18 protein-coding genes and 1 tRNA gene are annotated in these 26,454 nt (G+C 44.8%); 15 read left to right on the plus strand and 4 right to left on the minus strand.

From position 1 onward, the window contains the following. Positions 1–225 precede the first annotated feature (225 nt). From I2D69_RS04365 to I2D69_RS04390, 6 genes are all read left to right on the plus strand, one after another. Positions 226–903: a response regulator transcription factor gene (locus I2D69_RS04365; RefSeq protein ID WP_118584277.1), complete on the plus strand. Its 678-nt coding sequence runs from the start codon at positions 226–228 to the stop codon at positions 901–903. Then, entirely contained in the window at positions 903–2,420 is a 1,518-nt protein-coding gene (locus I2D69_RS04370) for a HAMP domain-containing sensor histidine kinase (protein ID WP_173770362.1), read from the plus strand. The genes I2D69_RS04365 and I2D69_RS04370 overlap by 1 nt, the downstream gene beginning before the upstream one ends. 309 nt (positions 2,421–2,729) lie before the next feature. Beyond that, positions 2,730–3,347, plus strand: a complete 618-nt coding sequence (hisH, locus tag I2D69_RS04375; protein ID WP_195379441.1) for an imidazole glycerol phosphate synthase subunit HisH — start codon at positions 2,730–2,732, stop codon at positions 3,345–3,347. Between the two features lie 2 nt (positions 3,348–3,349). Next, positions 3,350–4,108: an imidazole glycerol phosphate synthase subunit HisF gene (hisF, locus tag I2D69_RS04380; RefSeq protein WP_173717557.1), complete on the plus strand. Its 759-nt coding sequence runs from the start codon at positions 3,350–3,352 to the stop codon at positions 4,106–4,108. A 116-nt stretch (positions 4,109–4,224) separates the two neighbouring features. After that, the gene (ung, locus tag I2D69_RS04385) at positions 4,225–4,911 is read left to right on the plus strand and encodes a uracil-DNA glycosylase (RefSeq protein WP_195379442.1); all 687 of its coding nucleotides are present in this window, start codon (positions 4,225–4,227) and stop codon (positions 4,909–4,911) included. Positions 4,912–4,914: 3 nt separating this feature from the next. Next, positions 4,915–6,534, plus strand: coding sequence for a polysaccharide biosynthesis protein (locus I2D69_RS04390; protein WP_173736498.1), 1,620 nt, complete (start codon positions 4,915–4,917; stop codon positions 6,532–6,534). Positions 6,535–6,710: 176 nt separating this feature from the next. On the opposite strand, the gene I2D69_RS04395 is transcribed toward I2D69_RS04390, so the two are convergent. After that, positions 6,711–10,961: a 2-hydroxyacyl-CoA dehydratase gene (locus tag I2D69_RS04395; protein WP_148461837.1), complete on the minus strand. Its 4,251-nt coding sequence runs from the start codon at positions 10,959–10,961 to the stop codon at positions 6,711–6,713. Between the two features lie 453 nt (positions 10,962–11,414). Here I2D69_RS04395 and tgt point away from each other — a divergent pair, with 453 nt between their 5' ends. From tgt to I2D69_RS04430, 7 genes are all read left to right on the plus strand, one after another. Beyond that, positions 11,415–12,572 (plus strand): tRNA guanosine(34) transglycosylase Tgt, encoded by a 1,158-nt coding sequence (tgt, locus tag I2D69_RS04400; RefSeq protein ID WP_148461836.1) that lies wholly within the window; start codon positions 11,415–11,417, stop codon positions 12,570–12,572. A 117-nt stretch (positions 12,573–12,689) separates the two neighbouring features. Continuing rightward, positions 12,690–12,989: a preprotein translocase subunit YajC gene (yajC, locus tag I2D69_RS04405; RefSeq protein WP_118584184.1), complete on the plus strand. Its 300-nt coding sequence runs from the start codon at positions 12,690–12,692 to the stop codon at positions 12,987–12,989. 239 nt (positions 12,990–13,228) lie between these two features. Continuing rightward, positions 13,229–14,311, plus strand: a complete 1,083-nt coding sequence (gene leuB / locus I2D69_RS04410) for a 3-isopropylmalate dehydrogenase (protein ID WP_148461835.1) — start codon at positions 13,229–13,231, stop codon at positions 14,309–14,311. 68 nt (positions 14,312–14,379) lie between these two features. After that, on the plus strand, positions 14,380–16,053 hold the full coding sequence (ilvD, locus tag I2D69_RS04415) for a dihydroxy-acid dehydratase (RefSeq protein ID WP_148461834.1): 1,674 nt from the start codon (positions 14,380–14,382) through the stop codon (positions 16,051–16,053). Between the two features lie 102 nt (positions 16,054–16,155). After that, the gene (gene ilvB, locus I2D69_RS04420) at positions 16,156–17,838 is read left to right on the plus strand and encodes a biosynthetic-type acetolactate synthase large subunit (RefSeq protein WP_173770363.1); all 1,683 of its coding nucleotides are present in this window, start codon (positions 16,156–16,158) and stop codon (positions 17,836–17,838) included. Continuing rightward, positions 17,835–18,917, plus strand: a complete 1,083-nt coding sequence (gene serC / locus I2D69_RS04425) for a 3-phosphoserine/phosphohydroxythreonine transaminase (protein WP_148461832.1) — start codon at positions 17,835–17,837, stop codon at positions 18,915–18,917. Before ilvB ends, serC begins: the two co-directional genes overlap by 4 nt. Beyond that, positions 18,917–20,080 (plus strand): phosphoglycerate dehydrogenase, encoded by a 1,164-nt coding sequence (locus I2D69_RS04430; protein WP_173717452.1) that lies wholly within the window; start codon positions 18,917–18,919, stop codon positions 20,078–20,080. The genes serC and I2D69_RS04430 overlap by 1 nt, the downstream gene beginning before the upstream one ends. A 489-nt stretch (positions 20,081–20,569) precedes the next feature. Here I2D69_RS04430 and I2D69_RS04435 read toward each other — a convergent pair whose 3' ends face one another. Further along, positions 20,570–21,544, minus strand: coding sequence for a carbohydrate kinase (locus tag I2D69_RS04435; protein ID WP_148461830.1), 975 nt, complete (start codon positions 21,542–21,544; stop codon positions 20,570–20,572). A 215-nt stretch (positions 21,545–21,759) separates the two neighbouring features. On the opposite strand from I2D69_RS04435, the gene glgB reads away from it, so the two are divergent. Then, complete coding sequence (gene glgB, locus I2D69_RS04440) at positions 21,760–24,087, plus strand: 1,4-alpha-glucan branching enzyme (RefSeq protein ID WP_195379443.1); 2,328 nt, start codon at positions 21,760–21,762, stop codon at positions 24,085–24,087. A 151-nt stretch (positions 24,088–24,238) separates the two neighbouring features. Here the strand turns inward: glgB and I2D69_RS04445 are convergent. Together I2D69_RS04445 and I2D69_RS04450 are read right to left on the minus strand one after the other, a co-directional pair. After that, a tRNA-Thr gene (locus I2D69_RS04445) sits at positions 24,239–24,311 on the minus strand. Positions 24,312–24,461: 150 nt separating this feature from the next. Next, positions 24,462–24,947: an ureidoglycolate lyase gene (locus tag I2D69_RS04450; RefSeq protein ID WP_118578965.1), complete on the minus strand. Its 486-nt coding sequence runs from the start codon at positions 24,945–24,947 to the stop codon at positions 24,462–24,464. Positions 24,948–25,148: 201 nt separating this feature from the next. Here I2D69_RS04450 and I2D69_RS04455 point away from each other — a divergent pair, with 201 nt between their 5' ends. Continuing rightward, a complete protein-coding gene (locus tag I2D69_RS04455; RefSeq protein ID WP_173716830.1) occupies positions 25,149–26,105 on the plus strand; it encodes a hypothetical protein in 957 nt (318 codons plus the stop codon). Positions 26,106–26,454 lie beyond the last annotated feature (349 nt).

Here is a 26,454-nt window from a genome sequence, read left to right on the forward strand (position 1 = left end):
GCCCTCATCCGAGCGAAATCTCCCACAAATTGTGACGCACATCTTGCAGAAAGCCTTTTTCAAACACGCTCTAGCATAGCACAAAACAGAAAAAAAGTCATCTGTCAGAAAATGTGCTGGCGTTCACAAAATCATCATACCCCTGTGTTAAGATACAGGTGAATCGTACAAAAAGGTATAAAAACCATGCGATAAATGAGGTTGACCAAAAAGGGAGGACAAGATATGGATACATTAAAAATCCTTGTAGTGGATGATGAAAGCCGAATGAGAAAGCTTGTAAAAGACTTTTTAACAAAGAAGAATTTTCAGGTGCTGGAAGCAGGAGATGGAGAGGAAGCCATGGATATCTTTTATAAAGAAAAAGATATTGCCCTGATCATCCTGGATGTAATGATGCCAAAGATGGACGGCTGGGAAGTATGCCGTGAGGTGCGCAAGAATTCCAAAGTGCCGATCATTATGCTGACAGCAAGAGGAGATGAGCGTGATGAGCTTCTTGGTTTTGACCTGGGTGTGGATGAGTATATTTCCAAGCCATTCAGCCCGAAGATCTTGGTAGCCAGAGTAGAAGCTATCCTTCGCCGTACCGGACAGACCGGAGCGGAAGATGTGCTCAGCGCAGGGGGAATTGTGATCGATAAGGCTGCCCATCTTGCAACAGTCGATGACAAGCCTATGGATCTTAGCTTTAAGGAATTTGAGCTTCTTACTTACTTTTTGGAAAATCAGGGAATTGCTCTTTCCAGGGAAAAAATCCTTAATTCTGTTTGGAATTATGATTATTTCGGAGATGCCAGAACCATTGACACACATGTGAAGAAATTAAGAAGTAAAATGGGGGATAAAGGTGAGTACATCAAGACCGTATGGGGAATGGGTTACAAGTTTGAGGTAGAGTGATGAAGAAATCAAAGAAGCCAAAGAAAATCCGCTCCATAAAGCACCAGATCACGTTTACATTTATAGGTCTTTTATTCCTTTCCATTCTCACGATTTCCATGATCAACGGAGCATTTCTGGAAAAATATTATGTGTCAAAAAAGACGGAAACTCTTCTGGAAGCAAGGGAAGTGCTGAGTCAGATCAACACGGATTCTATGACAGAGGACGATGTGGAAAGCGAGCAGGAAGAATTGTCTTCTGAGATCATTCAGGAAAGCTCCAGGAATAATCTGACCTGGGTGGTTGTCAATGAGGATAATACGAAATATCTGTGCTGGCCGGAGAATGAAGATCAGCTGAGAAGCAAGCTGTTTTTTGGTTATGCCAGTGATCTTGACATGGATAACGGAAAAGGCACAATTCTGAAACAGACAGATAACTGTGTGGTTCAGCAGGTACATGACCGTTTCGTTGGCATGGATTATGTAGAGTGCTGGGGAAAGTTTGACAACGGCAATTATTTCCTGATCCGAAGCCCTCTGGAAAGTATCCAGGAAAGCGCAAATATTTCCAATAAGTTTTATTTCTTTGTAGGAATTGTCATTATTGTTATAAGTGGAATGTGTATTATGGCAGTAACCAGAAAGCTGACCAGACCTATTTCCGAGCTGACGGAGCTTTCCCGTAAGATGACAGATCTTGATTTTGAAGCCAGATATAAAAGCAAGGCCGGCAATGAAATTGATGTGCTGGGAGATAATTTTAACAAGATGTCCAGTCAGCTGGAGCATACCATTTCCGAGCTGAAATCTGCAAACAATGAGCTGCAGAAGGATATTGAGAATAAGGTGAAAATCGATGAAATGCGAAAAGAGTTTCTGGATAATGTTTCCCATGAGCTGAAGACACCCATTGCTCTTGTGCAGGGGTATGCAGAAGGTCTGAAGGAGAACATTAATGATGATCCGGAAAGCATGGATTTTTACTGTGACGTCATTATTGATGAAGCTGCCAAGATGAATAAGCTGGTAAAGAATCTTCTTACGCTGAATCAGCTGGAATCCGGAAAAGACGCAGCTGTTATGGAGCGTTTTGACCTGACTGCATTGATCAAAGGCGTTCTTTCCACCATGGATATCATGATCAGGCAGAAAGAAGCCCGGGTGATTTTTAATGAGACAGAGCCTCTTTATGTCTGGGCAGATGAGTTTAAGACAGAAGAAGTTGTGACGAATTATGTAAGCAATGCCCTGCATCATCTGGATGGAGAAAAAATCGTGGAGATCAAAGTCCAGAAACAGGAAGACAGAGTGAAAGTAACGGTATTTAATACCGGAACCCCAATCCCGGAAGCCGATCTCCCGAATTTGTGGAACAAGTTCTACAAGGTAGACAAAGCACGTACCAGAGAGTATGGCGGAAGCGGAATCGGACTTTCTATTGTAAAGGCTATTATGGAAGGTATGAATCAGCAGTACGGTGTTCAGAACTTTGATAACGGGGTGGAATTCTGGTTTACCCTGGATCGGAAATAAAGTAAAAATAGTCAATCTTCAGGCTGGAAATCTGGTGCTTGAAAGAGAAGATAATTGTAATTTTTCATAAAAAAAGCAGTGCTGATCGGGAAAGACAATACAAACTAACAAAACAGGCGGCAGCATGGAATTAGCTCTTTGCAACCGCCTGTTTTTGCGTTATACTGTAAGAATATGAAAGTGTATGTTCAGCAATATTGTGCTTTGGGAAGGCAGTATTTGCTGATTAAAAGCATTTATATGATGGCAGAAAATGCTGCACACAATAGACGCAGTATTGACGAAAAACAGACAACAGGAGGAGCCCGAATGATAGCAATAATCGATTATGATGCAGGCAATATAAAAAGTGTGGAAAAAGCCCTTCATTACCTTGGAGAGGAAACTGTAGTTTCCAGAGATCCTCAGGTATTACTGAGTGCGGATAAAGTAATCCTTCCAGGTGTTGGAAGCTTTGGAGATGCCATGAATAATCTGAATAAATTCGGACTTGTTCCTGTGATCCGGGAGCTTACAGAGAAAGGAACTCCATTCCTTGGAATCTGTCTGGGTCTGCAGCTCCTTTTCGAATCCAGTGACGAAACTCCGGGAGTGGAGGGACTTGGAATTTTGAAAGGTAAGATCGTGAAGATTCCCCCGGCTCCTGGACTTAAAATTCCTCACATGGGATGGAATTCTCTTCACCTTCAGAATGATGGCCGCCTGTTTAAAGGAATTCCGGAAGAGACTTACGTCTACTTTGTTCATTCCTACTACCTTCAGGCAAAAGAACCTGAAATCGTGAAGGCGACTGCGCAGTATGGCGTAACTATTCATGCCTCCGTTGAAAAGGACAACATATTTGCCTGCCAGTTCCACCCGGAGAAGAGCAGCAAGTACGGTCTGAAAATACTGGAGAATTTTGCGAAGTTTGGGAAGGAGGCATAATTATGTTTACAAAGCGAATTATTCCCTGTCTGGATGTAAATAATGGACGAGTAGTGAAAGGTGTTAATTTCGTAGACCTGAAGGATGCAGGAGATCCTGTGGAAATTGCGAAAGCATACGACGCAGCAGGAGCAGATGAAGTGGTATTTCTTGACATTACAGCCTCCTGTGAACAGCGTGACACAGTAGTAGATATGGTGCGAAAAGTTGCAGCCAACGTATTCATTCCATTTACAGTTGGCGGCGGGATCCGTACTGTAGATGATTTCCGGAAGCTGCTCCGCGAAGGTGCAGACAAGATTTCTGTAAACTCCGCAGCCATTGACCGTCCGGAATTAATCCGTGAGGCAGCAGATAAATTCGGCAGCCAGTGTGTAGTAGTTGCCATTGACGCTAAGCGTCGTCCTGACGGCGGCTGGAACATCTATAAGCATGGCGGTCGTTTGGATACAGGCATTGATGCCATTGAGTGGGCGAAGAAAGCAGAAGCCCTTGGTGCAGGAGAAATCCTCCTTACCAGCATGGACTGTGATGGTACCAAGGCTGGCTACGACATCCCATTAACCCGCGCAGTATCTGATGCCGTATCCATCCCGGTCATCGCTTCCGGTGGTGCCGGTACCCTGGAACACTTCTACGAAGGCCTTACCGACGGCGGTGCCGATGCAGTTCTGGCAGCTTCCCTGTTCCACTATAAAGAACTGGAAATTTCTCAGGTGAAGGATTACCTGGCTGAAAAAGGTGTTCCGGTAAGACGATAGAAAATAACTATTCAGCAGGTGTTATTTTGCGATGCAGCTGCGAAGGTAGTTCACTAGAGCGTGTTTGAAAAAGGCTCTAGTTACGATAAAATACGCAAGATGAGGTGGTAATTAAAATGGGCCAGATATCAGGAGACTGGCAGGTCGCGCTGAAGAATGAATTTCATCAGCCCTATTATGCCAAACTATATAAAACAATAATGGAAGAATACCGCACCAGAAAAGTATTCCCACCGCCCCAGGATATGTTTAATGCTTTCGAATACACCCCGTTAAACGATGTAAAAGTAGTTATTCTGGGTCAGGATCCCTATCATAACGATGGACAGGCCAACGGCCTTTGCTTCTCTGTAAGAGAAGATATAGACATTCCCCCGTCTCTGGTAAACATTTATAAAGAACTCCACAGCGACCTGGGCTGCTATATTCCTGACAACGGCTGCCTGGAAAAATGGGCAAAACAAGGCGTATTTCTTCTGAACACAGTACTGACTGTCCGCGCCCACCAGGCGTTTTCACACAGAGGAATCGGCTGGGAACAGTTTACCGATGCGGTTATCCAGACCCTGAATGATCAGGACCGCCCGATCGTATATCTTCTCTGGGGAAGACCTGCCCAGATGAAAAAAGCAATGCTGAACAATCCGAAGCAGCTGGTACTCACAGCTGCACATCCAAGCCCGCTGTCTGCGTCAAGAGGATTTTTCGGATGCAGGCATTTCAGCCAGACCAATGAATTTCTGGAGAAAAACGGGCTTGCCCCCATTGACTGGCAGATTGAAAATATCAAAAAGGAACAATAAGAAATGGGGAAAAAGAACGATAACACACTTGTAAAAAATGCTTCATTCCTGATGATCGCGGCATTGATCTCCAAGATCATCGGAATGCTCTATAAAAGTCCGCTTTCCAATACTCTTGGAAATAACAGTATGGGTCTTTTCAATTATGCCCAGAATGTTTACTTTATCCTGCTGATGATCGCTTCTTTCAGCATTCCGCAGGCAGTATCCAAGATTATGGCAGAAAAGCTGGCTTTTAAACGTTACAGAGACGCCCAGAAGGTATTTCACTGTGCGCTGTTATATGTAATCATAATGGGAGGCGTAGTAGCACTTTTTTGTCTTTTCGGTTCGTCCATTCTGGTGCCGGAATCCATGTCCGGAGCCAGACTTGCACTGAAAATGCTGGCACCAACCATTTTCCTGTCAGGAATTCTTGGTACCTTCCGAGGTTATTTTCAGGCATATCGAAACATGCTCCCTACCTCATTGTCCCAGATTGTGGAACAGTGTTTTGTAGCGGTTTTTGCAATCCTGATGTCTACTGTCATGCTGAATAAATTCAGTAGTGCGGAAGAATCTGTACGAAATGCCTGGGGGGCTGCCGGAGCTACTATGGGAACCGGTGCAGGAGTTGCATCAGCATTGCTTTTCATGCTTTTTGTATACTGGGTAAATCGAAAGAATATCAAAAAGAGACTGGCAAGGGATACTCATTCCCGTGATGAGGCCACCGGTGAGGTTATGAAGAATATCGTTCTCATCGTAATGCCGATCATCCTCAGCTCTTTTATTTACAATGTAAACGGCTTTATTAACAGTTATATGTATTCCGGCATTCAGGGCTTTAAGGGAATTGACCATGATACCATTACAAGTCTCTACGCGGAATATGGCTATTATATGACCCTGATCAATATTCCCCTTACGCTTGCAAGTACAGCACCTACATCCATGATTCCGGAGGTTTCTGCCCAGTATGCCAAGAGGGACATGGACAGTGCCAGAGATAAGATCGACCGCGCAACCTGGATCAGTATGTTTATTTCCATTCCATGTGCAGTTGGACTTGCAGTTCTTGCCGGCCCGATCACAAGGCTTCTGTTCCCACGGACGGAGGGGGCAGCAGCTCAGCTGATGATGCTTGGTGTCATTACCATCATCCTCAATGGAAATTCCAATATTTCCAATGGTGTGCTACAGGGAATCGGAAAGCCCAATATCCCCATGATCAATGCGGCAATTGCCCTGGTGGTGGATGTGATCGCCATGGCAATTCTGCTGTTTGCAACTGACCTTGGCGTATATGCCATTGTAGTGGCTATGATTATTTATGCGGTTGTTATGTGTCTGTTGAACGAGCGGGCGATGAAACAGTATATGCAGTACAAAAATCCATGGAGAAGTGCTTATCTGAATCCACTTCTGGCATCTGTGCCTATGGCTGTAGTGGCTGGATTTTCCTATTATGGAATTTATAAGCTGATCCATTCCAATTTTATCAGCCTTGGAATCGCAGTGGTTCTTGGAATGGTTGCCTATTTTATTGTATATCTGGCAGTGAGCAAGCCATCTGATGAGCAGTTTGCCATGATGCCAGGCGGTGCCTACCTGAAGAAAATTGCAGGGAAACTGCCGTTTTAGAACATGGTTTTTAAATATGCTATTAAAATTATAATATATTGACTTTTAGATATGCATAGGTTATAATGCCATTCGGCAAGAAAGAAGCGATATGTTCAATGTATGCAACACGAAAGCCCTCAGAGCGGCAACTCTGAGGGCTTTCGTGTTGTATTTTTTCGGAATACGAACCGAGGCTAGTTGTTATTTTTCGCCTCTTCTGCCTTCAAATTCTTCTGTGCAGTAGAAAGCATTAATTTAATTCGGTTCAGCTGGTTTACCTCGCTTGCACCCGGGTCGTAGTCGATGGCTGCAATATTCGCCTTCGGATACTGACGGCGGATTTCTTTGATAACACCTTTGCCAACGATGTGGTTCGGCAGGCAGCCGAACGGCTGGATACAAACAATATTCGGAACATCATCATGGATCAGCTCCATCATTTCACCGGTCAGGAACCATCCCTCGCCAGTCTGGTTACCCTCAGAAACAATGGGGCGTGCCATCTTCGCCAGATCACGGATATCTGCAGTAGGATGGAAATGACGGCTTTCCGCAAGTGCCTCATTTGCAGTCTTACGAACCCAGTCGATTGCCTTAATACCTATATTTCCAAAGAATGCCTTGGATTTCTTAAATCCAAGATTGTCGACCTTGAAATTCTGATTGTAGAAGCAGTAGGACATAAAGTCGATCAGATCCGGTACCACAGGCTCAGCTCCTTCCGCTTCCAGAAGCTCTGCAAGGTGATTGTTTGCAGCCGGAAGGAATTTAACCAGGATCTCACCTACAATACCAACACGAGGCTTCTTCTCATCACTGATCGGGATGGTATCGAAATCGTGAACCAATTCCCGGCACATTTTCTTAAACTGGCTGTGGCTTAATGAGCTGCCGGTAAGAAATGCAATCACACGTTTTTCCCAGATCTTGTGCTTGCGGTTTACAATGCCCTTCTCCAGTTCATATGGGCGCATGCGGTAAATACATTTCATAAAAATATCACCAAACACAGCGGCATACACAACAGCCTTCACCAGCGGAAGAGTAAGCTTAAATCCAGGGTTGCTCTCCAGACCGCTAAGGTTAAGGGAGATAACCGGAACCTGTTCCATTCCCGCTTTCTTAAGGGCACGGCGGATAAAAGCAATATAGTTGGATGCACGGCATCCACCGCCTGTCTGGGACATGATAACTGCAGTCTTGTTCAGGTCGTATTTGCCTGATAAAAGAGCGTCCATAATCTGTCCCACAACGATCAGGGAAGGATAGCAGGCATCATTATTTACATATTTCAGACCTACGTCAACTGCATGCTTGTTGTCATTTGGAAGCACCTCCAGATGATAGCCGTTTGCATTAAAAGCAGCCTCAAGTAAGGAGAAATGCACCGGTGACATCTGCGGGCAGAGGATAGTGTAATCCTTGCGCATCTCCTTGGTAAACGCAACCTTTTCAATAGAGGACGGTTTAATGGTGCGCTCCCTTTTCTGTGCATCCTTTGCACGGAGGGCTGCAAGAAGGGATCTGACACGGATCCTTGCGGCACCAAGGTTGTTAACCTCATCAATTTTCAGGCAGGTATAAATCTTGCCGCTGCCATCCAGAATTTCATAAACCTCATCAGTGGTGACGGCGTCAAGTCCGCAGCCAAAGGAGTTCAGCTGAATCAGATCCAGATCATCATGGGTTTTCACAAAGTTTGCTGCTGCATACAGTCTGGAATGGTACATCCACTGGTCATTGACACGGATCGGGCGCTCAACAGGTACGAGATGGGAAACGGAATCCTCAGTGAGAACTGCAACTCCATAGCTGTTGATCAGATCCGGGATACCGTGATGAATCTCAGGGTCAATATGGTAAGGACGACCAGCCAGAACGATGCCCCGGCGGCCTGTCTCCTTCAGATACTGAAGCGTCTCCTCACCCTTTTTCTCAATGTCCTTATGTACGGCAGCCATTTCCTCCCATGCCTTGTGAGCGGCTTCCTTCACCTCAGATTCCGGGATATCCGGGAAAATCTCAGTCAGTCTCTTTGTAACGATCTCTTCAGAGGTCAGGGCCAGGAACGGATTCATAAAGGTAATGGACGGATCGTGAAGCTCGTCCACATTGTTCTTAATATTCTCTGCATAAGAGGTAACGATAGGGCAGTTGTAGTGGTTGACTGCATCCGGGAATTCATTTCGCTCGTAAGGGATACACGGGTAGAAAATGAATTTCACACCATTTTTGATCAGCCAGGTCACATGTCCGTGGGCAAGCTTGGCCGGATAGCACTCGGATTCACTTGGAATGGATTCAATGCCCAGTTCATAAATCTTTCTGGTGGAGGTAGGAGAAAGCACTACCTGATATTTCAGCTCAGTAAAGAAGGTATACCAGAAAGGATAATTCTCAAACATATTTAAAACTCGCGGAATACCAACTTTTCCCCGGGTAGCCTTATCCGGTGAAAGAGGAGGATAGGAGAAAAGCCGTTTGTACTTGTATTCGTAAAGGTTGGGGATATGATCCTTATTCTTCTCCTTACCAATACCGCGCTCACAGCGGTTACCGCTTACGAACTGACGCCCGCCAGTGAATTTGTTGATGGTAAGACGACAGTTATTGGTACATCCGTGGCAGTTGGCCATGGAGGTGGTATATTTCAGCTCGTTGATCTTGTCAATGGAAAGCATGGTGGTTTCACGGCCTTCTGCGTGGTAGCGCTCCTTGGCAATGAGGGCAGCACCGAAAGCCCCCATAATACCGGCAATGTCAGGACGAATAGCTTCACAGCCTGCTATACGCTCAAAGCTTCGAAGTACACCGTCGTTGTAGAAGGTTCCACCCTGTACCACAATATGACGTCCCAGCTCTTTGGCATCGGAAACCTTGATAACCTTGTAAAGCGCATTCTTAATAACAGAGTATGCAAGACCTGCAGAAATATCAGCTACGGATGCGCCTTCCTTCTGGGCCTGCTTTACTTTGGAGTTCATAAATACAGTACATCTTGTTCCAAGGTCAATGGGGTGCTCTGCAAACAGGGCAGCCTTGGCAAAATCCTGTACGGAGTAATTCAGAGACTTGGCAAAGGTTTCGATAAAGGAACCACAGCCAGAGGAACATGCCTCGTTCAGCTGTACGCTGTCTACGGTCTGATTACGGATCTTGATGCATTTCATATCCTGTCCGCCGATATCTACAATACAGTCAACCTCCGGGTCAAAGAAAGCAGCCGCATAGTAGTGGGAAACGGTCTCAACTTCCCCCTCATCCAGCAGCAGAGCAGCCTTCATCAGCGCCTCGCCGTAACCTGTGGAACAGGAAAACGCAATGTGTGCATCTTCAGGAAGAATGCTGTAGATCTCCTGGATAGAACGGATGGCTGTCTTAAGCGGGCTTCCGTTATTATTGCTGTAGAAGGAGTAAAGCAGGGTTCCGTCCTCACCTACAAGAGCAGTCTTGGTGGTGGTGGAACCTGCATCAATACCCAGATAGCAGTTGCCGTGATACTGGGAAAGGTCACCCTTCTTTACCTGATAGGCACTTTGACGCTTGTTAAATGCCTCATAGTCTTCCTCCGTAGCAAAAAGAGGCTCCATACGTTCCACCTCGAAATCCAGTTTGATGGAGTTCTTCAGGCGGTTTGTCATATCTGTAAGGGAAACGGTTACCTCATCCTTCGCATTCATAGCAGAACCCATGGCTGCAAAAAGATGGGAATTCTCAGGTGTGATAGCGTGCTCGTCATCCAGCTTCAGGGTACGGATAAAGGCAGCCTTCAGCTGATCCAGAAAGTGAAGGGGACCGCCGAGAAATGCAACATGACCGCGGATCGGCTTGCCGCAGGCAAGACCGGAAATGGTCTGGTTTACAACTGCCTGGAAAATGGAAGCGGAAAGATCCTCCTTGGTGGCACCGTCGTTGATCAGAGGCTGGATGTCAGTCTTGGCAAATACACCGCAGCGAGCTGCGATGGGATAAAGCGCCTTGTAATTCTTCGCATATTCATTCAGTCCGGTGGCATCTGTCTGAAGCAGGGAAGCCATCTGATCAATGAAAGAACCGGTACCGCCTGCGCAGATACCATTCATACGCTGTTCAATATTGCCGCCCTCGAAGTAGATGATCTTGGCATCCTCACCGCCAAGCTCGATGGCAACATCAGTCTGGGGCGCAATTTTCTGAAGAGAAGTGGATACCGCAATTACCTCCTGTACAAAAGGAACGCCAAGGTGGTTGGCGAGGGTAAGTCCGCCGGAGCCTGTGATTACCGGATGAAGGGTAAGTTCTCCAAGTTTGCCATAAGCTTTCGCCAGAAGCTCTGCCAGTGTTTCCTGGATGTTGGCGAAATGACGCTGGTAATCTGCGAAAAGCAGGGTGTCGTTTTCATCAAGTATTGCAATTTTGACAGTGGTGGAACCAATGTCAATTCCTAATGTGTATTTGTTGCTCATGTAAAGAATATGCCTCCTCATCTGTTGCATATGTGCTTAAATCGTTACTGTTCACTCCGTTCACAGTAACACGCTTCGCGATGCACAGAAATCATGCTTTGCATGATTTCGCGCCGCAACTCTCGGGTTTTCTGTGAACTTTGTTCACAAAAAACACCTCGCGGAATGTTACCAGTGAACAGTAATCTTAAATCTTCTTATTTATATGTGAAAAATTCAAATGCAAATATTCCGTAATATTATACGATACCCCGGCTTAAATGACAATGTAAAAGTTTAACAAGGATTCTTCGCACAAGTGTTGAATTTTCGGTTATTTCGGGCTATAATATATGAAGTTTTCTGCCGTGGTTTTACACTCTTTTGTAAGTGTAAAAAGAAAAATGTCTTTGCAGGGCAGCAGAAACAGAAATTTTTTTGAAGATAAAGACTTAAAAAAGAAAGGATTCACATATGGCAAAATATACACTTATGAAAACAGAAGGCCGTGCCAAGCGTGCCCAGTTTGAGACAGTACATGGAACTATCCAGACACCTGTGTTTATGAACGTGGGAACTGTTGGAGCCATCAAGGGTGCAGTATCCACCATGGATCTGAAGGATATCGGAACCCAGGTTGAGCTTTCCAATACCTATCATCTCCATGTAAGAACAGGAGACAAGCTGATCAAGGAATTTGGCGGACTTCACAAATTTATGGTCTGGGACAGACCGATTCTCACTGATTCCGGCGGCTTTCAGGTGTTTTCCCTGGCAGGACTTCGTAAGATCAAGGAAGAGGGCGTTTATTTCCAGTCCCATATTGACGGTCATAAGATTTTTATGGGACCAGAGGAGAGTATGCAGATCCAGTCTAATCTGGGCTCTACCATTGCCATGGCATTTGACGAATGTCCAAGCAGTGTGGCAAGCAGAGAATATGTACAAGCTTCTGTAGACCGCACTACCAGATGGCTGGAGCGCTGCAAGGCGGAGATGGCCAGACTGAACGGTCTGCCGGATACAGTGAATAAAGAACAGCTGCTTTTCGGAATCAATCAGGGGGCTATCTATGCAGATATCCGTATTGCACATGCAGATACCATTTCCAAACTGGATCTGGACGGCTACGCAGTTGGCGGTCTTGCAGTTGGGGAAACTCATGAGCAGATGTATCATATTCTGGACGAAGTCGTGCCTCACCTTCCGCAGAACAAACCTACCTATCTGATGGGAGTAGGTACTCCTGCTAATATTCTGGAAGGAGTCGCAAGAGGAATCGACTTCTTTGACTGTGTATATCCAAGCCGTAACGGACGTCATGGACATGTTTACACCAATCGCGGCAAGCTGAATCTGTTTAATGCGAAATATGAATTGGATCCGTCCCCAATCGAAGAGGGATGTCAGTGTCCTGCCTGTCAGCATTACAGCAGAGCCTATATCCGCCACCTTCTGAAAGCGAAAGAAATGTTGGGAATGCGCCTTTGCGTGCTTCACAATCTTTACTTCTACAATCACCTGATGGAGGAAATCAGGGATGCACTGGATCAGGGCAATTTTGCAGAATATAAAGAAATGCGACTGGCTGGTTTTGAAGAGGGAAAAATTAACAGCAGATATAGTAAATGAAATTAATATAAAAAATCGGAAAAATACTTGAAGAATCAAATTATTTTGTGTATTATATACTATAATGCGCTGGTGAAAAAGACAGGGCGTGATAGTAAGATACAGGAGGAATAGCAAATGGACGCATCAAGCGGAATGAGTATGGGATTTACCATCGTATGGCTGGTTGTACTTTTCGGTATTATGTATTTTCTGATGATCAGACCTCAGAAGAAAGAGCAGAAGAGAGTACAGGCGATGCTCAGCGATATGGCTGTAGGTGACAGTATTGTAACTACAAGCGGCTTCTACGGTGTCATCATCGACATGACAGAAGAAGACGTGATCGTAGAGTTCGGTAACAATAAGAACTGCCGTATCCCTATGAGGAAACAGGCAATTGCCGAAGTTGAGAAAGCAGAGCAGGCTTCTGCATAATCAGATTCATCCGAATATGACAGAAACTAAGAACAGGCTTCATTCCATAAAGGGATGGGGCCTTTTTTCTTCCGTGAATGTTTTTTGAGAATGGGAAAAAAGGCAGTTTTTTGACAGTTTTTTACTTTAACATGTTGAAATATTAAAGAAAGTGCGTTATTATAATAACAATTATCCATTGGTGTCAGGCGAGAGGTGATTTTCCGCTGGCATTCAGAAACGAAGGAGAGGAAATTATTATGAATTACAACATTTCACTGATCCCCGGAGACGGAATCGGTCCGGAAATCGTTGCAGAAGCAAAAAAAGTTCTGGACAAAGTATGTGAGAAATATGGACATACTTTTTCTTATTCTGAAGTACTTTTAGGCGGAGCTTCCATTGATGTACATGGAGTACCGCTTACAGACGAGGCAATCGCTACAGCGAAAGCTTCTGATGCAGTTCTTATGGGCTCTATCGGTGGAGATGCCAAGACATCCCCATGGTATAAGCTGGAGCCATCCAAACGCCCGGAGGCAGGACTTCTTGCCATTCGTAAGGCACTGAATCTTTTTGCAAACCTTCGCCCTGCATATTTATACAACGAACTTCGTGCAGCATGCCCTCTTCGCGATGAGATCATTGGAGACGGATTTGACATGATCATCGTACGAGAGCTTACAGGCGGTCTTTATTTTGGCGAAAGAAAAACAGTAGAAGAGAACGGTGTAAAGAAAGCCATCGATACCCTTTCCTACAACGAAAACGAGATTCGCAGAATTGCCATCAAGGCATTTGACATTGCCATGAAACGCCGCAAAAAAGTAACAAGCGTTGACAAGGCAAATGTTCTGGATTCCTCCAGACTTTGGAGAAAAGTAGTAGAAGAGGTAGCGAAGGATTACCCGGAAGTTACTCTTGAGCATATGCTGGTTGACAACTGTGCAATGCAGCTGGTGAGAGATCCCAAGCAGTTTGATGTTATTCTCACTGAGAATATGTTCGGCGATATTCTTTCTGATGAGGCCAGCATGGTGACAGGATCTATCGGAATGCTTTCCTCTGCCAGCCTGAACGAGACAAAATTTGGTCTTTATGAGCCAAGCCATGGCTCTGCACCTGATATTGCAGGTCAGAATAAGGCCAACCCGATCGCAACCATCCTTTCCGCAGCCATGATGCTTCGTTTTTCCCTGGATCTGGATGAGGAAGCAAATGCAGTTGAGACTGCTGTACAGAAGGTTCTGACTGCCGGATACCGTACCGGTGACATTATGTCTGAGGGATGCACTCTGGTTGGAACGAAAGAGATGGGTGACCTGATCGCTAAGGAAATTTAGAATTCGAAATAAACAAAAAGCAAATGGATCATTTTTCCCGGCTATGAAGCAAAAAGGAGATACAAGTTATGAGAAGTGACGCAGTAAAAACAGGCACACAGCAGGCACCTCACCGTTCCCTGTTCAATGCCCTTGGAATGACAAAAGAAGAAATGGAGCGTCCATTAGTAGGAATCGTTTGTTCCTATAATGAGATCGTACCAGGCCACATGAACCTGGATAAAATCGCACAGGCCGTAAAGCTTGGCGTGGCAATGGCTGGAGGAACTCCGGTCATGTTCCCTGCAATCGCTGTCTGTGACGGTATTGCAATGGGACATATCGGTATGAAATATTCTCTTGTAACAAGAGACCTGATCGCAGATTCCACAGAGGCCATGGCATTGGCTCACCAGTTTGATGCTCTTGTTATGATCCCGAACTGTGACAAGAACGTACCGGGACTTCTGATGGCAGCAGCCAGAATCAACGTTCCTACCGTATTCGTAAGCGGAGGCCCGATGCTGGCTGGTCACTTAAACGGACACAAGACAAGTCTATCCAGCATGTTTGAGGCTGTTGGTGCTTACGCAGCAGGCAAGCTTACAGAGGAAGGTCTGACTGAGTGTGAGAACAAAACATGTCCGACCTGCGGTTCCTGTTCCGGTATGTACACTGCAAACAGTATGAACTGCCTTACTGAGGTTCTTGGTATGGGACTGAAAGGAAACGGAACCATCCCGGCTGTATATTCCGAGCGTATCCGTCTTGCAAAGCATGCAGGAATGCAGGTTATGGAAATGTACCGCCGCAACATCCGTCCAAGAGATATTATGACAAAAGAGGCACTTCTGAATGCCCTTACGGTAGATATGGCTCTTGGCTGTTCCACAAACAGTATGCTTCATCTTCCGGCAATTGCACATGAGATTGGCTGGGATTTCGATATCAGCTTTGCAAATGAAATCAGTGCAAAGACTCCGAATATCTGCCACCTTGCACCTGCAGGCCCTACCTACATGGAAGACCTGAACGAAGCAGGCGGCGTATACGCAGTTATGAACGAGCTGAATAAGAAGGGACTCCTTCACACAGAATGCATGACTGTAACCGGAAAAACAGTAGGCGAGAATATCAAGGACTGTGTAAACCTGAACCCGGAAGTAATCCGCCCGATCGACAATCCATACAGCACCACAGGCGGACTTGCTGTACTTCGGGGCAATCTTGCACCAGACGGAAGCGTTGTAAAACGTTCTGCAGTTGTTGCGGAGATGATGGTTCATGAAGGACCTGCAAGAGTTTTTGACTGCGAGGAAGACGCAATCGCAGCAATCAAAGGCGGCAAGATCGTAGAAGGTGACGTTGTTGTCATCCGTTATGAAGGACCGAAGGGTGGTCCTGGAATGAGAGAAATGCTGAATCCTACCTCTGCAATCGCAGGTATGGGACTTGGTTCTTCTGTAGCCCTTATTACAGATGGACGTTTCAGTGGTGCATCCAGAGGCGCTTCCATCGGACATGTTTCACCAGAGGCAGCAGTAGGCGGTCCCATCGCCCTTGTTGAGGAAGGGGATATCATCAGCATCAATATTCCGGAACTGAAGCTGGAACTGAAGGTTTCTGATGAAGAGCTTGCAGCAAGAAAAGCAAAATGGCAGCCGAGAGAGCCGAAGGTTACAACCGGATACCTGGCAAGATATGCAGCAATGGTTACTTCCGGAAACCGCGGTGCGATCCTCGAGGTTCCGAAAGCGAAATAATAAGATTCTTATCCGGACATGTGAATAGAATTATGGTTCATGAAAGCATGGTTCTTTCATAGCAAATGTCCGGGATTTTACAGTATAATATACCAGGAGGAAATGAAATTGCAGCTTACAGGAGCGGAGATCATCATAGAATGTTTGCTGGAGCAAAGTGTGGATACCGTTTTCGGATATCCAGGCGGAGCTATTCTGAACGTTTATGACGCCCTTTACCGATACAGTGATAAAATCAAACATGTACTTACTTCCCATGAGCAGGGAGCTTCCCACGCGGCAGACGGTTACGCCCGTGCGACAGGAAAGGTCGGAGTGTGTCTGGCAACTTCCGGCCCAGGTGCAACCAACCTGGTAACCGGAATTGCCACCGCGTGTATGGACTCTGTTCCTGTGGTAGCAATTACCTGTAATGTTGGAACTGCCCTTCTTGGAAAAGATTCCTTCCAGGAAGTTGATATCGCAGGCATTGTAATGCCTGTGACAAAACACAGCTATATTGTCAAAGATGTAACAAAGCTCGCAGACACCATCCGCAAAGCTTTTATCATCGCCAAAAGCGGTCGTCCTGGTCCGGTACTCGTAGATGTGCCAAAGGACGTAACCGCAGCAAAATGTGAATATATCCGTCACACCATCACAGCCGTAGAGCCGAAGGTTGACACCATCCGTCCGAAGGATGTGGATACAGCAGCCCAGATGATCGCAGCAGCGAAAAAGCCATTTATTTTTGTTGGCGGCGGTGCTGTGATCGCAGATGCATCTGAAGAAGTCCGTGCACTTGCCCACAAGATCCAGGCTCCGGTCTGCGACAGCCTTATGGGAAAAGGGGCTTTTTCCGGAGAGGATGAGCTTTACACAGGTCCGGTTGGAATGCATGGAACCAAAACTTCCAACTACGCAATGTGTGAGTGTGACCTTCTGATCACTCTTGGTGCACGCTTCAGCGACCGTGTGACAGGAGATACAAAGACCTTCGCACCGAAGGCAAAGATCCTGCAGATTGATGTAGATGCAGCGGAGATCAACAAGAATATTGCAGTTGATGCCTCCGTGATCGGAGATCTGAGGGAAGTGCTGAAGCTTCTCCTTGTGAAAATCCCGGAAAAGCGCCATGATGAATGGGTACAGCATATTCAGGATATGAAAGCTAAGTATCCGCTGAATTACGATCATTCCCAGCTTACCGGACCCTACGTGATCCAGAAGCTTTATGAACTGACAGGTGGAGATGCAATCGTTTCCACAGATGTAGGACAGCACCAGATGTGGGCTGCCCAGTATTTCAAATTTAAGGAGCCGAGAACCTTCCTGACATCAGGAGGGCTTGGTACCATGGGTTACGGCCTTGGCGCAGCAATCGGAGCAAAGATGGGCTGCCCGGACAAAACCGTGGTAAATATAGCAGGAGACGGCTGTTTCCGTATGAACATGAACGAGATCGCCACGGCAGTTCGCTGCGGCAAACCTCTTGTCCAGATCATTCTGAACAATCATGTTCTGGGAATGGTACGTCAGTGGCAGACTCTGTTCTATGAACAAAGATATTCTCAGACCATCTTAAATGATGGTGTGGACTTCGTGAAAGTTTCTGAAGCAATGGGAGCAAAAGCAATCCGTGTTACGAAGATGGAAGAAGTAGAGCCTGCACTTAAGATGGCGCTTTCATCAGAGGGTCCGGTAGTTCTCGATTGCTGGATCGACCAGGATTTAAGCGTATATCCTATGGTTCCTGCAGGAGCAAGTTTAGACGAGGTATTTGATGAGGAGGATGTGAAGAAATGAGCAGAGTGTACAATTTTTCCGCAGGACCGGCGGTCCTTCCAGAAGAGGTGTTGAAAGAAGTCGCAGATGAAATGATGGATTACAATGGTACCGGCATGTCCGTTATGGAAATGAGCCACAGAAGTGCTGCATTCCAGGAAATCATTGACACAGCTGAGAAGGATCTTCGTGAGCTGATGAATATTCCGGACAACTATAAGGTACTTTTCCTTCAGGGCGGCGCTTCCCAGCAGTTTGCCATGATCCCAATGAACCTTATGAAAAATAAGGTTGCTGACTACATTGTAACCGGTCAGTGGGCAAAGAAAGCATACCAGGAAGCACAGAAATACGGAAAAGCAAACAAGATTGCTTCTTCCGAGGATAAGACTTTCTCTTACATTCCGGATTGCAGCGATCTGCCGATCAGCCCGGATGCAGACTATGTTTATATCTGTGAGAACAACACCATTTATGGAACCAAGTTCAAAGAGCTTCCAAATACAAAGGGCAAAACACTTGTGGCAGATGTATCCTCCTGTTTCCTTTCCGAGCCGGTTGATGTAAGCAAATATGGTATTATCTATGGCGGCGTTCAGAAGAACATCGGACCTGCAGGTATGGTAATCGCCATTATCCGCGAGGATCTGATCACAGAAGATGTTCTTCCGGGAACACCTACCATGCTTACCTATAAGACACATGCAGACGCTGGTTCCCTTTATAATACACCGAATGCATATTGCATCTACGTATGCGGTAAAGTTTTCAAATGGCTGAAGAAAATGGGCGGTCTGGAAGAGATGAAGAAACGCAACGAGGAGAAAGCAAAGATCCTTTACGATTTCCTTGATTCCAGCAAGCTTTTCCATGGCACCGTTGTTCCGAAAGACCGTTCTCTTATGAATGTTCCTTTTGTAACAGGAGATAAAGAGATGGATGCGAAATTCGTTGCTGAGGCTGCCAAGGCAGGTCTTGTGAACCTGAAAGGCCACAGAACCGTTGGCGGTATGAGAGCAAGTATTTATAACGCAATGCCAAAGGCTGGTGTGGAAGCGCTGGTTGCATTCATGAAAAAGTTTGAGGAGGAAAATGCCTGATGTTTCAGTATCATTGCCTGAATCCTATTGCCCAGAAAGGCCTGGACATTTTTGATGATAATTATAAAAAAGCAGATACTCTGGATGACTGCCAGGCAGTTCTTGTAAGAAGTGCCAAGATGCATGACATGGAGCTGCCGGAGAGTGTTGCTGTGATCGCACGTGCCGGAGCCGGAGTCAATAACATTCCGGTGAAAGAGTGTGCAGAGAAAGGCATCGTCGTATTTAATACTCCTGGAGCCAATGCAAATGGTGTAAAGGAGCTGGTTCTTGCCGGTATGCTTCTTGCTTCCCGTGACATTGTGGGAGGTATTGAGTGGGTACAGAGAGAAAAAGACCAGGAAGATATTGATAAGCTTGCTGAGAAACAGAAGAAACAGTTTGCAGGCTGTGAGATCATGGGCAAAAAGCTTGGTATCATCGGTCTTGGTGCTATCGGAAGCATGGTGGCAAATGCAGCAGCTTCCCTTGGGATGGAGGTTTATGGATATGATCCATACATTTCCATCGATGCAGCATGGAACCTTTCCCGTACTATTAAGCACAGCAAGAGCTTAGATGAGATTTACAGCAAGTGCGATTATATCACTGTACATGTACCGCTTCTGGATTCCACAAAGAAGATGATCAACAAAGAGGCTTTTGATAAGATGAAAGACGGTGTTGTACTTCTGAACTTTGCCCGTGACCTTCTGGTTGACGAGGATGCGCTGATTGAGGCGCTGAACAGCGGCAAGGTGAAAAAGTATGTAACGGACTTTGCCAACCATACAGTTGCAGGTCATGAGGGCATTCTGGTAACTCCTCATCTTGGAGCATCCACAGAGGAATCTGAGGAGAACTGTGCAGTTATGGCTGTGAAGGAGGTTCGTGATTTCCTTGAGAATGGTAATATCAAAAACTCCGTAAACTTCCCGAACTGTGATATGGGTACCTGCGTAGCAGTAGGACGTATTGCCATTACACATAAGAACATTCCTAACATGATCAGCCAGCTGACCAAGATCCTTGGTGCTGAGGGCCTGAACATTGCAGACATGACCAACAAGAGTAAAGGTGAGTATGCGTATACTCTGATCGATCTGGAGAGTGCAGCTTCCGCAGAGGCGCTAGATGCGCTGAAGGCTATTGAAGGTGTTTCAAAGGTTCGCGTGGTGAAATAAATTCAAATACAGATAATTGACATTAAGACAACAGAATGTTAATATAAGTATAGAAAAAGAGTGTTGCCGATAGACGGTTAGTCCATATACTGGTTAGCAAAAATTGCCGCTTAGTTTACAGACAGGGCGGCTATTTTTGTGTATTATTTACATCTTTACCCAATGTGTATCCTATTGTAAAGCAGGTTAAGCCGAAGCTTACAACTGCTATAAAGTCAATAATACTCATTGGCTTAGCCCTCCTTTCCACTGAATTCCCTTTTAGGGTTTCTATGTAATCAGAGGGTCACAGTCCCTCTGTTGAAGGACTAACCGCCTACCGTTATGGCAACACCCATATAATAATTATATCAGCTTTGGTAAGGAAACACAACCTGGATATTTAACAATAGAATAAAAAATATTTTAATAATAAAAACAGAAACAACTAATTCGGAAGAATTAGTTGTTCCTGTTTTTATTGTTTATATGTTTTATTTTTTATGTAGATTATCTGCCATTCTTTGCAATAAATTCCTCAACCTCTTCGCGAGTTGGCATTACGCGGAGAGCACCCTTGCGGGTAGTGATAAGAGATGCGCCTGCGTTTGCGAAGGTAAGCATTTCCATCAGGTTCTCGTCGGAGAGGTCTTCCAGACCGTGCTCCAGAACATAGTTCAGGATGCTGGCACAGAAGGTGTCTCCGGCACCTGTGGTCTCAATGGTGTGCTCCTGAAGGAATGGAGCGCATTCTACGCGGCGTCCCTTGTAATAAGCACGGCTTCCGTCTTTACCCATGGTGATAAGAACCAGCGGAATGTGATATTTCTCTTCGATCAGTGCAGCACCCTTGTCGTAGTCTGTGGTATCGAAAAGGAATTCCACTTCGTTGTCAGAAATCTTCAGAACGTCACATTTGGTAAGACCGTATTCAATCTCGACGCGGGCATCCTCAAGGGATTTCCAGAGTGGCGGGCGCAGATTGGGGTCAAAGGTGATGATACAGCCGGCTTCTTTTGCTACCTCAATGGCATGACGTGTAGCTTCACGTACGCCCTCATGGGTAGAAGAGAGAGTTCCGAAATGGAAAATGCGGGAATCGCGGATCAGGTCGTCTGGAACCTCATCCATAGTCAGCATCATGTCAGCACCTGGATTACGATAGAAAGAGAAGTCTCTGTCTCCATCCGGATAGGTGTGGACAAATGCCAGTGTGGTATGTACTTCTTCATCCATAATAAGAGCTCTTGTATCAATTCCAACTTCTTCAACAGCAGCCTTCAGCTGGTTTCCGAACATATCCTTTCCAACTTTTCCGATAAAAGCGGTCTTCTTGCCAAGGCGCTCAAGCATAGCCAGAACATTACATGGAGCTCCGCCCGGGTTCGCTTCCATGATCGGGTTGCCCTGCGCGCTGGTTCCATTCTCTGTGAAATCGATGAGAAGCTCGCCAAGTGCAGTTACGTCGTAGTTTCGATTACTCATTGAAAAATCCTCCTTAGGTGTTTTCAAAATCATATACCAATAATTTAACGCAGAGGGGTGTATTTGTCAAACAAATTTCTTTCTTTTTCCAGCTTAAAATGGTAAAATAGAAATATCAAAATTATGGTCGGATCGACGGAAAAAATATAACAATATTAACATATTTTCTGGAAATCCGACAGTCCGTGAAAATTGGCGGGGAAATGGAGAGACTTATGAGCAAAACAGTATATGATTATATGGACTGGCCAGAAATTGAAGCGGTTGTATACGGGGAAGAGACAGCGCCAAGAGATGTGATGGGACCGAGACTGACACCGGATGGTGTGCTGATACAGGGCTTTTTTCCGGAAGCCAGAGCTGCGGCAGTGGTTATAGGGCGCAAGAAATATGAAATGGAGCTGGAGGACGAGGCTGGCTATTATGCAGTGCTGATCCCGGGAAGAAAGATTCCGGATTACGAATTTCAGATAGAATTTGAGAAAGAGACGAAGAAGTTTAAGGACGCTTATGCTTTCGGCGGGCTTCTTACAGAGGATGATGAGAGGGCTTTTCTTGGCGGCGTTTATTATGAGGCATATAAGAAAATGGGCGCACATCCCATGGTGATGAATGGGGTAGCAGGCACTCATTTCGCAGTGTGGGCGCCAAATGCAGTTCGGGTAAGTGTGGTTGGTGAATTTAATAATTGGGATGGCAGAGCACTCCCCATGCATAAGATGCCCATGTCAGGCCTTTTTGAACTTTTTATCCCGGGAGTAAAGGCGGGAGATGCCTATCGTTATGAAATTAAGGCGAAAGGGGATGTGCTCCTTCAGAAGGCAGATCCTTATGGAAACAGAACCCAGCCTGCACCGTTGTGGAATTCTGTTGTGGCAGATGTTTCTGATTTTACATGGAACGACAGCGGCTGGATGGCTGAACGTAAGAAATACGATGACCGCAGGCAGCCGGTTTCCATTTATGAGACAAGTCTGGGACAGTGGAAATCAGGAAAAGAGCTGGTGGCTTTTGCGAAAGAAAAGGGATATACTCATGTGGAACTTCATCCGGTTATGGAATTTCTGGAGGATGGCTCAGACGGATACCCTACATCTGCATACTTTGCAGTCAGCACACGTTATGGCACACCAGCAGATTTTGCAGCGCTGGTAGATGAGCTTCATCAGGTGGGAATAGGCGTGATCCTTGACTGGTCACCGGCTCAGTTCCCGAGATACGCAGGTGGTCTGGAGAAATTTGACGGAACGCCCCTTTATGAAGTGAAAGACCCGGAAATGGCAGTCCACCCGATGTGGGGCACCATGCTTTATAATTATGACAGCCCTATGGTAATGGATTTCCTGATTTCCAATGCCTGTTTCTGGCTGGAGGTTTTCCATGTGGACGGTCTTCGTATGGATGATGTGGATGCCATGCTTTATCTGGATTATGGAAGAAAGGATGGATGGACGCCGAATATGTATGGCTCCAATGAGAACCTTCCTGCCATTGAATTTCTGAAGCATCTGAATTCCATTGTGAAGAAGCGTGATCCAGGAGCACTTCTGATCGCACAGGAGGATGGTCTGTGGCCGGAGCTGACTGACAGTGTGGAGAATGATCACATTGGGTTTGATTATAAGTGGAGTGGCGGATGGACAAGAGATTTCCTATTCTATCTGTCAGTAGATCCGATTTTGCGGAAGAATTATCATGACCAGCTGACTTTGTCCACCTTATATGCATATTCTGAGCATTATATTCTGACTCTTGGAAACAGAGATGTGGGAAGCCTGAATGAGTTTATGGCGAAACTTCCGGGAGATGAGAAGCAGAAGCTGGCACAGGTGAGAGAGGCTTATTCCTATATGATGGTGCATCCTGGCTGTAAAATGATGGCACCGGGGACTGATATGCCGGAGGGACTTGCCAAATGCATTCAGGCGTTGAATACCCTTTATAAGAGTTCGCCTGCTCTTTATCAGATGGATGATGAGTATGACGGATTTGAGTGGGTTCAGCTGATGAAATACGAGGAGAATGTGATCACTTTCCTGCGTAAGACAGAGAAACCAGAGGAAACGCTGCTTGTAATCTGTAATTTCGCCGCAATACCCTACGAGAATTACCAGGTGGGCGTGCCTTTTGCAGGAAAATATAAAGAAATCTTTAATAGCGATGCAGTAGAATTCGGCGGAGAGGGTGTAGTGAATTCTCGTGTGAAGACAGCAAAAGCAGAAGAGTGCGATGAACGGGAGTATTCTATTAAGGTGAAGCTGCCGGCACTTGGTGTGAGCATTTACAGCTGCACTCCCGGGAAAGCCCCAGCCAGGAAGAAAGTGACCGCAGCGAAAACTGCGAAAGATAAGACTGCGAAAGATAAGACTGCAGGAAAAATGGTAAGGACTGTGAAGGCAAAAACTCCAGCAAAGAAGTCAGTAAAGGAAGAAAAAGCTACGAAAGTAGAAGAAGCTGTCAAGGCAGAGAAAAAGGCAGAAACAGTGAAGAAAAGAGCCACAGTAAAAAATGACAATAACAAAGCAGACAGAAATAGCAAATGAGAAATAAATAGCCAATAAGTAATAAAATAGCAAAAAAGACTGTATTTACATATCTGAATTTCAGATGTGAGGAATGCAGTCTTTTTGAATCTTTTTACAATAAGCAAGTAGCGAAGCAGATCAGAAATATCCGATTGATGCAAATAAAAAAAGCTGGAAATGAGACTCGAACTCACGACCCCTTCATTACGAGTGAAGTGCTCTACCGACTGAGCTATTCCAGCTTATGGAATGATAAGTGTATAAAAATTTATACACTTATCAGACACAAAAGATATTTTAAGTTATAAGCAGCCATTTGTCAAGAAAATCTTGGGTAAAAATTCTGAAAATCTTGGGTAAAAATTCTGATTTATCGTGGGTGAAAATTCTGATTATACGATTTTAAACCAGTCTTTTTCCTCAAACTCAACTACCGTACAGTCATTGGCATAAGTACATTCCGGTAAAATGATCATTGCATGAAGGACATCGTTGTTTACTGGCAGAGGACATAAATGCCAGATAGCGGCATTGATCTTTACCATACATCCTTTGGGAACAAGGAAGGCCTTTGTAAGTTCCGGGACTGGTGTACCGGCAGATGCAGGAGCAACATGAATGATCATATCATCATCCAGAGCTACGATGCCTTCCCAGGTGGTTGTGTGGTATTCTGCCATCTTAACGATTCGCTCATCTTTGCGTACGGCAATGGGAGAAAATCCCATACTTCCCATACAGGTACCTGAGATACGATCGGGATAAAATTTGTGGATTTCGCCCTGTAAAGGATAACCTTCCGGTTCAGTCATGGAACAGTAGGTGCCAAAGGGCGCAAAATCTGTTGGATTAATTTTTACAGCTGTAATTTCTTTCATGGTAAACCTCCTCAAATGTAGTAAAAACCCTTGAAGCTATTGTATCATGGTGTTGGAAAAAGCTCAATAAATATCTTTAAATGGATAGTGTGAATAAAGAAAGGCGGTTAATATTTTTAATAAAAGTTTTATAGATTTAAGAACGCAGTATGTGTTATTATAAAAATGTAGATAAAGTTCATAAAGAAAGGCTTGTGGTGAATGAAAGTACCAAACAAATTGTCAAAAATGCTTTCTACCGCAGGAGAAAAGGCAGCGTATGATAACGCATGTAAGAAATTATTGTCAAACAAGATTATTCTTGCATGGATTATGAAAAGCTGTCTGCAGGAGTACAGGGAGTGTGCAATACAGGAAATTGCAGAGAAATACATAGAAGGAGATTTGTATGTTTCTGAAATTCCAGTATATCCGGATGAAGAAACTCCCGAATTGATAAAAGGACTATCTACTGAAGATACGACCATAGCGGAAGGAACAGTAACCTATGATATTCGCTTTAGTGCATTGATACCAGGCACTGACAATCGATTGAGTCTGATCATTAATGTGGAACCTCAGAATAATTATTATCCTGGGTATCCCATCATTAAGCGTAGCATTTATTATTGTTGTAGGATGGTTTCTTCACAGTATGGAACGGTTTTTACAAACTCACATTACGAAAAGATAAAGAAGGTATATAACGTATTCATATGTATAAATCCTCCAAATTACCGAAAAAATACAATTAATCGGTATTCTCTAAAAGAGGAAAATATGATGGGAAATGTACATGAAAAAGAAGAAAATTACGATCTTCTGACAAATGTGATTATATGCCTTGGGGATGCATATGATAAAGAAGCGTCTGGCATCCTGCGAATGTTGGAAGTTTTACTTTCAGATAAACGGAATGCTTCAGAGAAAAGGATGATTTTGCAGGACGATTTTGGAATCCAAATGGAAATGGATTTAGAAAGTGAGGTAACAGATGTGGGACATGTTCTTGACGATGTAGCACAGAGAAATTATGAAAAAGGAGTTTGCGAGAGTTTGGTTTCTTCAATTAAAACTCTTACAGAAACAATGAACTGGTCTGTGGATCAGGCTATGGATGCACTTAAAATATCTGAAGAAGATAAAGAAGAAATACGTAAAAAATATAATATTGGATAACATTTTGCAAGGGAGCAGAGCCAATTTGGTTCTGCTCCTGATCTGTTAAATGAAAATGAAAAAATATGTTATCAATGGGAAAATAACTATTTTCAAATGATTCATTCTATGATAGAATACACCTTGATTGCAAACAAAGGAGATGAGGTACATGTCAGGTTATTCCGCCCCAGGCTTTTTTGAAAAGTTGTACCTTTTTTTGAAGAATTATATGGGAATACGGGTTACCGATATAGCAATATACAGTAATGGCGCTATATAAACATGCACCGTGTTTATATAGAGATTTTCTGAATGTATGGCTATAGGGGTATCCCGTATTTTTTTCGTACTTCACTTAACATTACAG

The organism is Ruminococcus sp. D54t1_190329_F1, from assembly GCF_015551645.1.
GTDB lineage: Bacteria > Bacillota > Clostridia > Lachnospirales > Lachnospiraceae > Blautia_A > Blautia_A faecis.

Coding starts and splice junctions, on each gene's coding strand:
- I2D69_RS04430 (WP_173717452.1), top strand. CDS start 18,917: ATGTTTCAGTATCATTGCCTGAATCCTATTGCCCAGAAAGGCCTGGAC.
- leuB (WP_148461835.1), top strand. CDS start 13,229: ATGAATTACAACATTTCACTGATCCCCGGAGACGGAATCGGTCCGGAA.
- serC (WP_148461832.1), top strand. CDS start 17,835: ATGAGCAGAGTGTACAATTTTTCCGCAGGACCGGCGGTCCTTCCAGAA.
- I2D69_RS04365 (WP_118584277.1), top strand. CDS start 226: ATGGATACATTAAAAATCCTTGTAGTGGATGATGAAAGCCGAATGAGA.
- hisH (WP_195379441.1), top strand. CDS start 2,730: ATGATAGCAATAATCGATTATGATGCAGGCAATATAAAAAGTGTGGAA.
- I2D69_RS04435 (WP_148461830.1), bottom strand. CDS start 21,544: ATGAGTAATCGAAACTACGACGTAACTGCACTTGGCGAGCTTCTCATC.
- I2D69_RS04390 (WP_173736498.1), top strand. CDS start 4,915: ATGGGGAAAAAGAACGATAACACACTTGTAAAAAATGCTTCATTCCTG.
- glgB (WP_195379443.1), top strand. CDS start 21,760: ATGAGCAAAACAGTATATGATTATATGGACTGGCCAGAAATTGAAGCG.
- yajC (WP_118584184.1), top strand. CDS start 12,690: ATGGACGCATCAAGCGGAATGAGTATGGGATTTACCATCGTATGGCTG.
- tgt (WP_148461836.1), top strand. CDS start 11,415: ATGGCAAAATATACACTTATGAAAACAGAAGGCCGTGCCAAGCGTGCC.
- ilvD (WP_148461834.1), top strand. CDS start 14,380: ATGAGAAGTGACGCAGTAAAAACAGGCACACAGCAGGCACCTCACCGT.
- I2D69_RS04455 (WP_173716830.1), top strand. CDS start 25,149: ATGAAAGTACCAAACAAATTGTCAAAAATGCTTTCTACCGCAGGAGAA.
- ilvB (WP_173770363.1), top strand. CDS start 16,156: ATGAAATTGCAGCTTACAGGAGCGGAGATCATCATAGAATGTTTGCTG.
- I2D69_RS04370 (WP_173770362.1), top strand. CDS start 903: ATGAAGAAATCAAAGAAGCCAAAGAAAATCCGCTCCATAAAGCACCAG.
- ung (WP_195379442.1), top strand. CDS start 4,225: ATGGGCCAGATATCAGGAGACTGGCAGGTCGCGCTGAAGAATGAATTT.
- hisF (WP_173717557.1), top strand. CDS start 3,350: ATGTTTACAAAGCGAATTATTCCCTGTCTGGATGTAAATAATGGACGA.
- I2D69_RS04395 (WP_148461837.1), bottom strand. CDS start 10,961: ATGAGCAACAAATACACATTAGGAATTGACATTGGTTCCACCACTGTC.
- I2D69_RS04450 (WP_118578965.1), bottom strand. CDS start 24,947: ATGAAAGAAATTACAGCTGTAAAAATTAATCCAACAGATTTTGCGCCC.